12 protein-coding genes are annotated in these 13,256 nt (G+C 68.8%); 8 read left to right on the top strand and 4 right to left on the bottom strand.

The annotated features are described in order from the left end of the window. Positions 1-319: 319 nt before the first annotated feature. The 3 genes from ABZX37_RS02300 to ABZX37_RS02290 are packed head-to-tail and all read right to left on the bottom strand — an operon-like array spanning position 320 to position 3,365. Positions 320-973 (bottom strand): response regulator transcription factor, encoded by a 654-nt coding sequence (locus ABZX37_RS02300; protein WP_067580506.1) that lies wholly within the window; start codon positions 971-973, stop codon positions 320-322. Between the two features lie 23 nt (positions 974-996). Then, positions 997-2,112, bottom strand: a complete 1,116-nt coding sequence (locus ABZX37_RS02295) for a sensor domain-containing protein (protein ID WP_354735162.1) — start codon at positions 2,110-2,112, stop codon at positions 997-999. Further along, entirely contained in the window at positions 2,103-3,365 is a 1,263-nt protein-coding gene (locus ABZX37_RS02290; protein ID WP_354735161.1) for a nucleotide disphospho-sugar-binding domain-containing protein, read from the bottom strand. Before ABZX37_RS02290 ends, ABZX37_RS02295 begins: the two co-directional genes overlap by 10 nt. Before the next feature lie 232 nt (positions 3,366-3,597). Here ABZX37_RS02290 and ABZX37_RS02285 point away from each other — a divergent pair, with 232 nt between their 5' ends. Beyond that, positions 3,598-4,530, top strand: a complete 933-nt coding sequence (locus ABZX37_RS02285) for a proline iminopeptidase-family hydrolase (protein WP_354735160.1) — start codon at positions 3,598-3,600, stop codon at positions 4,528-4,530. After that, complete coding sequence (locus ABZX37_RS02280) at positions 4,523-5,482, top strand: ACP S-malonyltransferase (protein ID WP_344272038.1); 960 nt, start codon at positions 4,523-4,525, stop codon at positions 5,480-5,482. The genes ABZX37_RS02285 and ABZX37_RS02280 overlap by 8 nt, the downstream gene beginning before the upstream one ends. Here ABZX37_RS02280 and ABZX37_RS02275 read toward each other — a convergent pair. Continuing rightward, on the bottom strand, positions 5,475-5,720 hold the full coding sequence (locus ABZX37_RS02275) for a phosphopantetheine-binding protein (RefSeq protein ID WP_101438236.1): 246 nt from the start codon (positions 5,718-5,720) through the stop codon (positions 5,475-5,477). The genes ABZX37_RS02280 and ABZX37_RS02275 overlap by 8 nt on opposite strands. Before the next feature lie 234 nt (positions 5,721-5,954). Here ABZX37_RS02275 and ABZX37_RS02270 point away from each other — a divergent pair, with 234 nt between their 5' ends. The 6 genes from ABZX37_RS02270 to ABZX37_RS02245 all read left to right on the top strand — a co-directional run bounded on the left by ABZX37_RS02270 (position 5,955) and on the right by ABZX37_RS02245 (position 13,247). Then, positions 5,955-7,451 (top strand): AMP-binding protein, encoded by a 1,497-nt coding sequence (locus tag ABZX37_RS02270; RefSeq protein WP_354735159.1) that lies wholly within the window; start codon positions 5,955-5,957, stop codon positions 7,449-7,451. A 175-nt stretch (positions 7,452-7,626) separates the two neighbouring features. Continuing rightward, positions 7,627-9,096 carry an AMP-binding protein gene (locus ABZX37_RS02265; protein WP_354735158.1) on the top strand — a complete coding sequence of 490 codons (1,470 nt, stop codon included), beginning with the start codon at positions 7,627-7,629 and terminating at the stop codon, positions 9,094-9,096. After that, positions 9,093-10,307 carry a type III PLP-dependent enzyme gene (locus tag ABZX37_RS02260; protein WP_354735157.1) on the top strand — a complete coding sequence of 405 codons (1,215 nt, stop codon included), beginning with the start codon at positions 9,093-9,095 and terminating at the stop codon, positions 10,305-10,307. The genes ABZX37_RS02265 and ABZX37_RS02260 overlap by 4 nt, the downstream gene beginning before the upstream one ends. Then, entirely contained in the window at positions 10,304-10,780 is a 477-nt protein-coding gene (locus ABZX37_RS02255) for a cobalamin B12-binding domain-containing protein (protein ID WP_354735156.1), read from the top strand. Before ABZX37_RS02260 ends, ABZX37_RS02255 begins: the two co-directional genes overlap by 4 nt. Beyond that, entirely contained in the window at positions 10,777-12,054 is a 1,278-nt protein-coding gene (locus ABZX37_RS02250; RefSeq protein ID WP_354735155.1) for a methylaspartate mutase, read from the top strand. The genes ABZX37_RS02255 and ABZX37_RS02250 overlap by 4 nt, the downstream gene beginning before the upstream one ends. After that, positions 12,051-13,247, top strand: a complete 1,197-nt coding sequence (locus ABZX37_RS02245) for a cytochrome P450 (protein ID WP_354735154.1) — start codon at positions 12,051-12,053, stop codon at positions 13,245-13,247. The genes ABZX37_RS02250 and ABZX37_RS02245 overlap by 4 nt, the downstream gene beginning before the upstream one ends. Positions 13,248-13,256: the final 9 nt, after the last annotated feature.

Here is a 13,256-nt window from a genome sequence, read left to right as displayed (position 1 = left end):
GCGATGCGGGCCTTCCGCAGTGCGGCAGTTGCGGCGCGGGCGGCCGCGCGGAATGCCGGTCTTCGAGATCGCCGCGTTGCTCGAAGTACAGGTCTCAAGGGCAATAGAGGTCGCGGCGAGCGGCTGCGGGTGGCAGAAGTGTTGCGCCACAAGAGAACAACGACGTCGTCTACAATGGACGACAGGGGGACAGGTCCAAGATCCATATCTCCAAGCTACCGGCGCCAGTCGAACATCTGCACGGTATCGATCCGGTGAATCAGGTGCGATGGTGCGGTCCGGGCAGCGTCGGACGGCGCGGGATGAGGCGGTCTGAGGGTCAGGCGTGCACCGCGGTACTGTCCAGATACGTAAGCACAGCACGGATCCGACGGTTCTGATCCCGGCTGGCCTCCAAGCCGAGTTTCGCGAAGATGTTGCTGATGTGGTTCTCCACCGCTCCCTGAGTCACCACAAGCGCCTTCGCGATGGCCGTGTTCGACAGGCCCTGGGCCATCTGCGCCAGCACCTCCGTCTCCCGCGCCGTCAACGCCTCCAACGGATCCCGGCTGCGGGAAAGCATCTGTGCGACCACGTCCGGATCAATGGCTGACCCGCCGCCGGCGACGCGGCGGACTGCTTCCAGGAAGTCCGCGACGTCGGCGACCCGTTCCTTCAGCAGGTAGCCGACGCCGGAAGTGCCTTCAGCGATCAGGTCTACCGCATAACTTCCTTCGACATACTGCGACACGACAAGCACCGGCAGGCCGGGGATTTCCTTGCGGGCGGCCAAAGCGGCGCGCAGGCCCTCGTCGGTGAAGGTCGGGGGCATGCGGACGTCGGCGATCACCAGGTCTGGGCGGTGGTCTCGGATGGCCACCAGCAGATCATCGCCGTTGTCGACCGCGGCGGCGGTTTCGATGCCGACGTCCGCCAGCAGGCTTTGTACCCCGGCGCGCAAAAGCACCGAGTCTTCCGCGATCACGACGCGCATTTTCCTTGCCTCCACAACAGGATTCACCAGCGGACGGGCAGATCGGCCCGCACGACGGTGGGGCCGCCGACGGGGCTTACGACGGTGAGCACGCCGTCGATCGTGGCGGCGCGGTCGGCCAATCCGGCCAGGCCGCCGCCGGGGCGCATCGAGGCGCCGCCGTGGCCGTTGTCGGTGATTTCCACGACCACGGTGTCGTCGTCGCGGGTCACTCGCACGGACGCGCGGTCGGCGCCGGAATGTTTGGTCACGTTGGTGAGCGTTTCGCTCACGATGAAGTACGTCGTCGTTTCGACAGGTGCGGGCGGACGGGGTTGTACGGTAACCTCGACCTCAATAGGGATAGGCATTCTTGCGGTAAGAGAAGACAACGCGGCGTCCAGGCCCCGATCCTGGAGCACCGGCGGATAGATCCCGCGCGCCAGGTCGCGCAACTCCGAGACAGCGAGCTTCGCGTCGGCGTGCGCGGCTCCGATGAGTTCGCGGACCGCGGTCGGGTCGTCGAGGTCGAGTTTGAGCTGGGCGCGGCCCAGGCTCATCGCGACGGACACCAGCCGCTGCTGTGCGCCGTCGTGCAGGTCGCGTTCGATCCGGCGGCGTTCGGCCTCCACCGCGTCGACTCCGCGTGCTCGCGAGTTCCGCAGCTGCACCGTGCGCGCTTCCAGTTGCGCGGTGCGGTTCGGGCCGAGGAACGACGCCGCCAGTTCGCCGTGCATCGCCCCGATGCGCGGCGCCACGAAAATTCCGAAAGGAGGTACCGCGGTGGACACGACGCCCGCCACGAATTCCACGATGCCCAGCGGAAAAGCGATCAGCACGAACGCGAACTCGCGCCAGGTGGCGGGGTCGAGCAGCCGCGCCTGCCACACCGTGAGCATGCCGGGGCCCGCCGGACGGCGGCGGACCGGTTCGGCGATCGCGGCGCCGAGCATCTGGTGCGCCCAGCGTCGTTCGAACGCACAGTACGACCGCATCAGCGAGGTCGCGACCAGCAGGATCGGGATGCCGACCCACAGCATCGTCGTCCCGACGCCGACCAGCATGGTCACCAGGATCAGCACGAACGCGGCGAGCCGGATCGGGAGGCTCAGCACGAGAAACCCGATCGTGCGCATGGTCGGCGGCCGCGTCACGGGCATCGCGCGATCCGTTCCAGTTCCGGCACGAGGTCGTCGAGAGCGGGCGTCGCCAGCATCTCGTCGCGCACCTCGAGCGCACACTCCCGAAAGGACGGTTCCTCCAGCAGCCGGCACACCCCGTCGCGGACGCTCGCGGGCGTCACGTCCTCGAGGTCCACCAGCAACCCGTTGCCGCGCTTCACCTGAGCCACCGCGGAGCCGCGTTCGCTCCACGTGGTGCCCGGGATGACCAGTTGCGGGACGCCGTTCACCACCGCGTTGCCGATCGTCGCGCCGCCGCCCTGGTGCACGATCGCGGAGCACGAGGCGAGGAGTTCGTTCATCGGCACGAAATCGACCGCGCGGACGTTGTCCGGGATCGCGCGCACGGACGCGAGCTGTTCCGCGTTGAGCGTGGCGATCACTTCGATGTCGAGGTCGGAGAGCCCGTCCAGCAGGTCCCCGACTGAGGTCTCCTCGACGCCGAGCGTCTGCCGGTTGGAAATGCCAAGGGTGAGCATCACCCGAGGCCGCTCCGGCCGCTCCAGCACCCAGGACGGGATCGCCATCGGCTTGTTCTGCGGCACGAACCGGGCCGGGAGGTAGTCGACGTCCACGCCGTCGTAACGCAGATACGACGGATGACAGTCGATGGTCCGCACGCCGTAGCGGAGGGCTTCGTCGTAGTCGGCTCCGAACCGGGCGACCTTGGCGGACATCCACGTCACGAACGGGTCCGGCGAGCTGTCCTCGGGGCGGCTCGCTCTGAGGTCGCGGTACTGCGCGCCGAGGCGGGCGGTCTGGTCGGCGGCGTACATCATCCGCAGGTGCGGCACCCCCATGGCGTGCGCGACGATCGGCGCGGCGTAGATCAGCGGGTCCCACACCACGAGGTCCGGCTGCCACTGCCGGGCGAAGCGGATGAGTTCGTCGAGCAGCAGATCCGGCGTGGTCCAGCGGTACACGTCGACCCAATGCTCGTACACGTTGCGCACGTATTCGTCGGTGTAGCGCTCGGGACGGCTTTCCGAGAGCCGGAATTCGCCGTGCATCGCGTTGTTGCCGTCGACCTGCTGCTGCCGGTGGCGGGCGATGTCGAGTTCGTCGCCGAACCACATGGCGTCCAGCCCGGTTTCGGTGAACGGCTCGACCTCGCGCGGGTTGCGCTGCCCGACGAAGCGCACCTCGTGCCCGGCCGCGGCCAGCGCCCAGCCCACCGGAGCCATGCTGTAAACGTGCGTCCTCGTCGGGAAGACCATCAGCATCACGCGCATCGCGGCAGCTCCAGGTTCGTAGTCATGGGAGAACAAGGAAAACGGTAGGGCCGCGTCAGGCCCGGGCCCACCCGGTAGGGGGCCCCTGAATCCGGCACGGGCAAGGAGGATTTGGCTCGGCTTTAGATGCCCCTTAGGGGCTATGGCGCGCGGGCCGCGGCAGATAGACAGGTAATCGGATCCGGCCGTTCTGCGCCGGAGACGGACGAGGGAGGCGAACGAGGTGATGAGCATGGCCGTGGCGCCCACCGCGAAAGGCTGGGTCCCGTTCGGCGAGCACCGCACCTGGTACCGGGTCACCGGGCAACCGGGAGGAGCGGCGCCCGCTGTGGTCGTGGTGCACGGCGGGCCGGGCAGCACGCACGACTACCTGCTGAGCCTGACCGAGCTCGCCGGGCACGGATTCCCGGTCGTGCACTACGACCAGCTCGGCAGCGGCGGGTCGAGCCGGCTGCCGGACGCCGATCCCGGGTTCTGGAACCCGGAGCTGTTCGGCGACGAGCTGGACAACCTGGTGCACCGGCTCGGCATCGAGGACAACTATGTCCTCTATGGACAGTCGTGGGGCGGCCTGGTCGTCGCGCGGCACGCCGCCGAGCGTCCGGACGGCCTGCGCGGGCTGGTGATCGCCAACTCGCCGGCGTCGTACGAGCTGTGGCGCGGCGAGATGGACCGGCTGCGCGCGCTGCTCCCGCCGGGCGTCGACGAGGGCCTGCGGGCGCACGAAACGGCGGGCACCACGGATACGCAGGAGTACTTCGACCTCATGCGCGTCTTCTACGACCGGCACGTCTGCCGCGTGCTGCCGTGGCCGCCCGACTATGTCGCCTCGTTCATGGAGATGGCCGACAACAACACCGTCTACTCGGTGATGAACGGCCCCAGCGAGTTCACCGTCACCGGCACGCTCGCCGACTATTCGGTGATCGACCGCCTCGACGACATCGAGGTGCCGACCCTGCTCATCTCCGGCGCGCACGACGAGGCCACCCCGGCCACCGTGCAGCCGTACTACGACCGGATCCACGACGTGCGCTGGGAGATCCTCCCGGAATCGAGCCACGTCCCCCATCTCGAGGAACCGGAACGGTTCCGCGAAATCCTGCTGGGATTCCTGCAGGAAGTCCATTCCCCCGCCGAAAGAGAGGTCGCCAGTCATGGATGAGGCCAGCCAGGCCGGATCGGCGGTCGTGTTCCCCGGGATGAGCCCGTGCCGGTTCGTCGACTTCGGCAAGTTCCTGCTCATCAACCCGTTCGCGCGCAGGCTCATCAAGGACGCCGACGACCGGCTGGGCTACTCGCTGGTCGACCGCTTCCGCGAGGCCGAGGGCGACTACTCCGAGTACGCCCAGGTCGGGTTCATGCTCACCTGCGTCGCGCTCGCCGAGTGGGCCGAACAGGAGTACGGGATGAGCCCGGACTACTGCACCGGCCCGAGTTTCGGCGAGAAACCGGCCAGCGTGTACGCCGGTTCGCTGACTTTCCCGGACGCGGTGTGGATGACCGCGAAGCTCGCGCAATGCCTCGACGAGTTCTTCGCGACCGAGCACACCGACGTCGTCACGCACTCGTTCGTCCGCACCCCGGAAGAGAAACTGCGCGACGCGCTGACGGAACTCGACGGGCGCGGCGAGTGGGCCGACATCTCCTGCTACATCGACCACGACTTCTACATGGTCTCGGTGCGGGAGCGGAACCTCGACTGGCTCAAGCAGACCGTGCGGAGCATGGGCGGGCTGTCGCTGTACACGATGCGTCCTCCGCTGCACTCGCGCGCGTTCGGCGCGTTGCGGCGCAAGGCCGAGGACGAGGTGCTCGGCGGCCTCGACTTCCATGATCCCCTCCTTCCGATCATCGCTGACCAGGACGGTTCGGTGCTGCGGTCCGGCGAGCAGGTCCGCACGATGCTGCTGGACAGCATCGTCGAGCCGCTGCGCTGGCCGGACGTCGTCTCGTCGCTCGAGCAGCTCGGCGTACGCAAGCTGTGGGTGGCCGGGCCGGACACGCTGTTCGGCCGGGTCCGAGCCACCACCAGCCGGTTCGAGGTGACCACGGTGAACCCGCGGCTCGCGCTGCAGCCGCGGCGGCGCGGCGCGGGTCCCTCGCGGGTCAGCTAGCCGGCTGCAGTTGCGACAGCGTCGCCCAGAGGCGTCCGGGGTTCTCGAACGTCTCCAGGTTCAGCGCGTCGTCGGAGAACCGGACGTTGTACTTCTCCTCCAGGACCGCCAGCAGTTCCACCGTGGCGAGCGAGTCGAGGCCGTACTCCTTGAGCGGGGTCTCGGCGGTCAGCGCCTCGTCAGCGGGCAGGAACGGGAGGTACGGGCGGAGGGCTTCGTCGAAAGAGCTGTCCCACATGGCTACTCCGGTGGCTGGGTCGGGCACTTCACCAGGCGGGGAAACCGACCGCCCGGTTCGGTTTTGAACTTTACCCCGCGCCGCCGCTCCCGGGCGACGAGCCGGCACCCCTATTGCCAATCCGGCCAAAAGCAGGCCGACCCCCCGACCCGGAACGCAACCGTTGCTGCCAAGCCATGAGGCGGTGACTGTGGGCGGGTCAGCAGCGATCGACACAGTAGGCGGAGGACCACGATGGACACGACGACCACCTCGGGACTGCACGCGCGGTTTCTGCGCGGGCTGGCCCGTTCCGAGTCCCGGCCGGCGGTCAGCGTCGGCGGGGAGACGTTCACCTACGGCGAGCTGCACGAGCGTGCGTTGCTGTGGGGCGGCGCGCTGGCGGAGTCCGGCGCGAGCACGGTAGGGGTGCTGGCCGGGAAGGGCGTCACTGCCTACGCCGGGATTCTGGCCGGGCTGTACGCGGGGGCGACGGTCGTCCCGCTGCGGCCGGACTTCCCGGCGGCCCGGACCGAGCAGATGGTCGAGGCCGCGGAGGTGGACGCGCTCATCGCCGACGAACGCGGTCTGACGGTCGCTCCGTCGGTGAAGACGCTCCTGGCTCCGGAGGTTGACCAGAAAGGACTGAAAGCGGCCCAAGCCCTCAGCGAGCCCAAGGACGTGCGCCCTGAGGACTCCGCGTACGTGCTGTTCACCTCGGGCTCCACGGGACGGCCGAAGGGAGTCCGGATCGGCCACGGCTCCACCGAGCATTACTTCGGCCTGCTCGACGCGCGGTACGACTTCACCCCGGACGACGTCTTCTCCCAGACGTTCGACCTGAACTTCGACTGCGCGATGTTCGACCTCTTCTGCGCCTGGGGCGCGGGCGCGGAAGCGGTGGTCCTGCCGGGAGCGGCGTACCGGAACGTGCCTGCGTTCGTGGCGGAGCGCGGCCTCACCGTGTGGTTCTCCACGCCGAGCGCGATCGATCTGGTGCGCCGCACCGGACGGCTCGCCCCGGGCGCGATGCCCGGCCTGCGGTGGAGCTTCTTCGCCGGGGAAGCGCTGACCGTCCGCGACACCGCGGATTGGCGGGCGGCGGCGGGCTATTCCGTGACGGAGAACCTCTACGGCCCCACGGAACTCACCATCACCGTCGCCGGGTACCGGTGGGACGACGAGGAAACCCCGCGCGTCGCGGTGAACGGCGTAGTGCCGATCGGTGCCGTGCACGAAGGCCATGAATACGTGCTCATCGACGAGAACGAGGCGGGGGAGGGCGAACTCGCCATCGCCGGACCGCAGCTGACGCCGGGCTACCTCGACCCGGCCGACGAGAAGGGCCGGTTCCTCGACCGCGACGGGCAGCGCTTCTACCGCACCGGCGATCGGGTGCGCCGGCTCGGCGGCGACGATCTGGCGTACCTCGGGCGGCTCGATTCGCAGGTGCAGGTGCTCGGCTGGCGCGTGGAGCTCACCGAGGTGGAGCACGCGCTGGAGGCGTGCGGGGTGCAGGCGGTGGCGCTCGGCGTCCAAGGGGACGGCGGGACCGAGCTGTTCGTCTTCTACACCGGGCCGCGGCGGCCGGTGATCGAACTGGTGCGGGCGTTGCGGGCGGTGCTGCCCGAGGGCGTGATCCCGCGGCGGTACGAGCACGTCGAGGAGTTCCCGCTGAATTCGAACCGCAAGATCGACCGGAAGACGCTCGCCGCGCGCGCCGCGGAGATTCTCAGCCCCGTCCCCGCTTAAGGTCCGTGAAGGGCTCCTTGGGGGAATCAGATTCCCGGAAGGAGCCCTTCACGGACCGGCAGACTGCCAGCTAGGGGCCGTTAGGGGTGTGGATCACCGCCTGCGCGCGGATAACTTTCCGGACGTCGGGGAGCTATCCCGCGCAGGCACGGTGATTCTACGAATCCTTTCGGGAGTGGCAGTCGTGAACGAATCCGGTTCTCTCGTCCATGCCCTGCTCGACGCGGCGGTGGCCAGTGCGCCGGACGCCGCCGCGGTGCGCGACCGGGCGGGGGTGTGGACGTATGCCGAGCTGGCCGCTTGGAGTCACGCGGTGGAGGCGGTCCTCGCACGGCGCGGGGTGCGGCGCGGCGATCGCGTGGTGGTGCAGTTGCCGACGGACCGGGCGCTGGTCGCGCTCTTCCACGGCACATCGCGGCGCGGCGCGGTGTTCGTGCCGATCAACCCGGCGATGAAGCAGTTCCACTTCGACTCCGTCGTCGAGAACGCCGAACCGGTGCTGATCGTCCAGCCGGCCGAGTTCGCTCCACTGTGGACGGAAGTCGAAGAGGCATACTGCGAGAAGACGCGCGTCGAGTCCACTGACGTCGACCTGGACGACGTCGCGGTTCTCGTCTACACCTCCGGCAGCACGGCCGCGCCCAAGGGCGTCATCGGGCCGCACCGGCAAGTCACCTTCGCGGCAGGCGCGATCCAGGCGGTGCTGGGATACCGCCAGGACGACGTCGTTTTCTGCCGGTTCCCGATGTCCTGGGACTACGGCCTGTACAAGGTCCTTCTCTCGACGCTCGGCCGCAGCGAGATCGTGCTCGCCGACGCCGAGTCCGATCTTCGCCTCCTGCAACGGATGCGCGAGGTCGGCGCGACGGTCGTGCCGATCGTGCCTTCGCTCGCGACGATGATCGCCACGCTGGCCGAGCGCGACCAAGGCGAACCGGCTCCGGTGCGGCTGTTCACCAACACCGGTGCGGCGCTGCCGGATTCGACCATCGAGAAGCTCCGCAACGCTTTCCCGGGCGTCCGCGTGGTCCGGCAGTTCGGCCAGACCGAGTGCAAGCGGATCACCGTGATGCCGCCCGAGGAAGACGCCGAACGCCCGGGTTCGTCGGGCCTTCCGCTGCCCGGCACGACCGTGCACATCCTCGCCGCCGACGGGACTCCGTTGCCCGCGGGCGAAATCGGCGAGATCGTGGCCGCCGGACCGCACGTGATGCCCGGTTACTGGCGCGCCCCGGAGCTCTCCGCGCGAGCGTTCCGCCGCGACGAGGCCACCGGCGAGCTCCGGCTGCACACCGGCGACTACGGCCGCCTCGACGAGGACGGCTACCTCTATTTCGAGGGCCGCCGCGACGACATGTTCAAGCGCAAGGGAATCCGGATGTCCACTTTGGAGATCGAGGCCGCCGCGATGGACATCCCGGGCGTGCGCGCGGCGGGCGCGATCCCGCCGAGCGAGACGCGCGACCTGGCGATCTGCGTGGAAAGCGACCTGCCGCCGACCACGGTGCTCAAGGAACTGGCGCAGCGGCTCGAGCCGCAGAAGGTGCCCGCGCTGTGCCACGTCGTGGACGAGTTCCCGCTCACCGCGCACGGCAAGAACGCGACGAAGGAACTCGCCCTGCTGGTGGAAGGTGCCCGCAAATGAGCAAGTACGACGAGCTGGCCGCACGGTTCGGCACGCCGGCTTACGTGTACGACCTTGACGTGACCGCCCAGTCGCGCGATCAGCTGTTCAGCCTGCTGCCCGAGGGGTTCGCGGTCTACTACGCGCTGAAGGCCAACCCGCATCCGGAGATCGCCCGCGAACTCCGCGAGGGCGGGTGCCGCGCGGAGATCAGCTCGACCGGCGAACTGGCCAACGCGCTCACCGCCGGGTTCGCGCCCGAAGACATCCTCTACACCGGCCCGGGCAAGACGGACGGCGAGCTGGACGCGGCGATCACCGCGGGCGTCCGGTTGTTCTCCGTCGAATCGCTGACTGACCTGCAACACGTCGGTGCTGCGGCGGAGCGGCAGGACACCGTCGCGCGTTGCCTTCTGCGGGTGAACACCACGCAGGGAAGTGCGTCGACCGGGATCCGGATGATGGGCCGTCCGTCGCAGTTCGGCGTCGACGCCGAGACGTTGCCCGAGCTGATGCCGCTGTTCAAGGCGGTTACCGGGGCCAAGATCGTCGGCGCGCACTTCTTCACCATGAGCAACGCCCAGGACGAGGACGCGCTGCTCGGCGAGTACGAGTTCGTGCTGCAGTCGGCCGCGCAGCTGCGCCAGGAAGTGGGCCTGCCGCTGGAACTGCTCGACATCGGCGGCGGGTTCTCGTCGCCGTACGCGGTTCCCGGCGAGCGCACCGACTACCCGAAGCTGCGCAACGGTTTGGAGCAGCTTCTCGACCTCTACCTGCCCGAGTGGCGCAGCGGCGAGGTCGAGCTGGCGTGCGAATCCGGCCGGTATCTCTCCGGTACTTGCGGGACGCTGCTGGCCAGCGTCGTGAACGTGAAGGAGAGCCGCGGTCACCGATTTGTCATTCTCGACGCCGGGATCAACGTGGTCGGCGGCCTTTCCGGTATTGGACGCCTGCTGCCCGCCGCCGTCGGGGTCGAGCAGGTCGGCGACAACCCGGGGCAACTCGTCGGTCCACTGTGCACTCCCGGCGACTCGCTCTCGAAGGCCGCGAAGCTGCCCGAGTTGGCCGCCGGAGGCCTGCTGACTGTGCCGAACGTGGGTGCGTACGGCGTCACCGCGAGTCTGATCAGCTTCCTCGGCCGTCCCGCGCCTACCGAAGTGGTGGTCCGCGGCAACGAAGTCATCTCGGTGTCCCGGTTGGACTATCAGCGGGCCTACGAGGTGTCGCTATGAGCGAGGAAGTCCGCGCTTACGGCGGCAGCATCGTCGAAGAACCCAGCGGGCGCACGGTGATCGTGAGCAGCATGGCGTCGGACTCGCACACCTGGAATCTCGTCTACCTCGAACTTCTCGTGGGGGAAATCGGTTTCGACGTAGTGAACCTCGGCGCGTGCGTGCCGGACGAACTGCTGGAGTCCGAATGCGTCAGCCGCCGTCCGGCGATGCTGGTGCTGAGCAGCGTCAACGGACACGGCTACCAAGACGGGCTCCGGGTCGTGCAGCGGCTTCGAGCGATCCCCGAGCTGCGCCGGTTGCCGATCGTCATCGGCGGAAAGCTCGGCACCGGCGGCCCGCTGTCCGACGAACAGACCGCGGAACTGCTGTTCGCCGGGTTCGACGGAGTCTTCGACGAGCAGAACGCCGCCGCCTTCCGGCACTTCGCGGCCACGCTTCCCGGCGGGGTCAGCCAGTTGGAGGGAGCGTGAGCTTCGAGCGGTTCGTAGCGCAGCGGCACGCGGCCGGGGAACTGGTCGTGCAGCCGCGCATGGGCTTCGACAGTCCGGCCGCGATGCGCGCCGGGCTGGTCGCGACCAAGCTCGCGAACGCCGCGACCGTCGGCACGCTCACGCTCGACAGCTACACCCGCGTCCGCGACACCGATTCCGCGGAACACGCGCTGCGCAACGGAATTCCGCTCAACGGCTACCCGATCGTCAACCATCCGCCCGAGGTGACCCGGGCGATGCTCGACGGCCTCGAAGGCCCGGATTTCCCGGTGCAGGTCCGGCACGGTTCGGCCCGGCCGGTGGACATCTTCCGCGCGATGATCGCCGCCGGTCTGCACGCCACCGAAGGCGGCCCGATTTCCTACTGCCTGCCCTACAGCCGCACGCCGCTCGACGAATCCGTGCGAAATTGGGCGTATTGCTGCGATCTGCTGGTCGACGCGGAACATCCGGGCGGCCGTCCGCATCTGGAGACGTTCGGCGGCTGCATGCTCGGACAGCTGTGTCCGCCGAGCGAGCTGGTCGCGATCAGCGTGCTGGAAGCGTTGTTCTTCTACCGCAAGGGTGTGCGCAGCATTTCGGTGAGCTACGCGCAGCAGACGAACCTGCAGCAGGACCGCGAAGCCGTCGCCGCGCTGCGCCGGTTGTGCGCCGAGTTCCTGCCGGAAGCGACCTGGCACGTGGTGATTTACGCGTACATGGGCCTCTTCCCGCGCACGCCCGACGGTGCGATGTTGTTGCTGGGCAAGGCCGCCGAGCTGGCGATGAGCACCGGTTCGGAGCGGCTGATCGTCAAGACCGCCGCCGAAGCCCACCGTATCCCGACTGTCGCCGAGAACGTGACCGCGCTCGAACACGCGGCAGCCTCGGCGAAAGGCAGCAAGGCCGGCAAGACCATTGTGGACGAGGACAACCAGGTCTACCGCGAGGCCTACGCCCTGGTCGACGCGGTCCTCAACAGCCACGCCGATCTCGACCGCGCGCTCGTGGTCGCCTTCAAACGCGGTCTGCTCGACGTGCCGTACTGCCTGCATCCGGACAACGCCGGGCAGGCGCGCAGCACGCTCGACGCGGACGGCCGGCTCGGGTGGTCCGAGCTCGGTTCGCTGCCGTTGCGCGGGATCGCCGAACGCGCGCCGAGCGGCCGGATCACCTCGTCGACGCTGATGTCGGCGCTCTCGTACGTCCAGCACACCCATGACACCCAGGCATTGGAGCAGCCGATGACCGCGATCGGAGGGGAACCGCGATGAGCACTCGCCGGACTGTCCGGGCGTATCCGTTCGACATGCACGAGACGTCCGTTTCCGAGACCTACCACCAGTTGCAGCGCGACGAGCCGATGAGCCGGGTGCAGTTGCCCTTCGGCGAGCAGGCTTGGCTGGCGACGAAGTACGCCGACGTCAAGCTGGTCAGCGCCGACCCGAGGTTCAGCCGCGAGCTGGCCCAGGGGCTCGACCAGCCGCGGATGCGCCGTCAGCAGATGGGCGACGGCATCATGGGCATGGACCCGCCGGACCACACCCGCCTGCGCCGCCTGGTGATGAAGGCGTTCACCGCGCGCCGGCTGGAGGCGATGCGCGAGAGCGTCCGCACGCTGACGCACGAGCTGATCGACGCGATGATCGAGAACGGCGCGCCCGGCGACCTCGTCGAGGATCTCGCGCGGCCGCTGCCGGTTACAGTGATCTGCAATCTGCTCGGCGTGCCGAAGGAAGACCACACGATCTTCCGCGAGTGGACCCAGGCGCTGGTCAGCGACGCCACGGCGAAGGGAGACGTGCTCGACGTCTACGGCGATCAGCTGGACAACTACGTGGCCCAACTGGTCGCGCAGCGCCGCGAGGACCCGACCGACGACCTCCTCGGCGCGCTCGTCTACGCCCGCGACGCGGGTGACAAGCTCTCCGAGAACGAGCTCATCTCGATCGCCGGCGCGGGCCTGCTCACCGGTGGCGTGGAGACGGTTTCCTCGGCCCTGCCGAGCTTCGTCTTCACCCTGCTGACGCAGCCGGAGCTGCTCGCGCAACTGCGGGCGCAGCCGGAGATCCTGCCGACCGCGGTGGAGGAACTGCTGCGGTGGGTGCCGATCAACACCGCGGCGATGTTCGCCCGCTATGCCCGCGAGGACATCCGGATCGGCGACGTCGTGGTGCGGGCGGGCGATCCGGTGCTGCCCGCGCTGCACGCGGCGAACCGCGACCCGGAGGTGTTCGCGAACCCGGACGTCATCGACCTCACCCGCAGCCCGAACCCGCACGTCGCGTTCGGGCACGGCCCGCACCACTGCATCGGGGCGCAGCTGGCCCGGCTGGAACTGCAGGAGGCGCTGAAAGCGATTCTGGAGCGGTTCCCGGAATTGCGGCTCGCGGACGGGCGCGACGGCGTGAAATGGGAGTACGGGGTGATCGTGCGCGGCCCGTCGCTGCTGCGCGTCGCCTGGTGATTTCCCGCC

The organism is Amycolatopsis sp. NPDC004079, assembly GCF_040610415.1.
Taxonomy (GTDB): Bacteria; Actinomycetota; Actinomycetes; order Mycobacteriales; family Pseudonocardiaceae; genus Amycolatopsis; species Amycolatopsis halotolerans.
The sequence above is the reverse complement of the archived record's forward strand: the minus strand, read 5'-3'. Positions and strand labels throughout refer to the sequence as shown.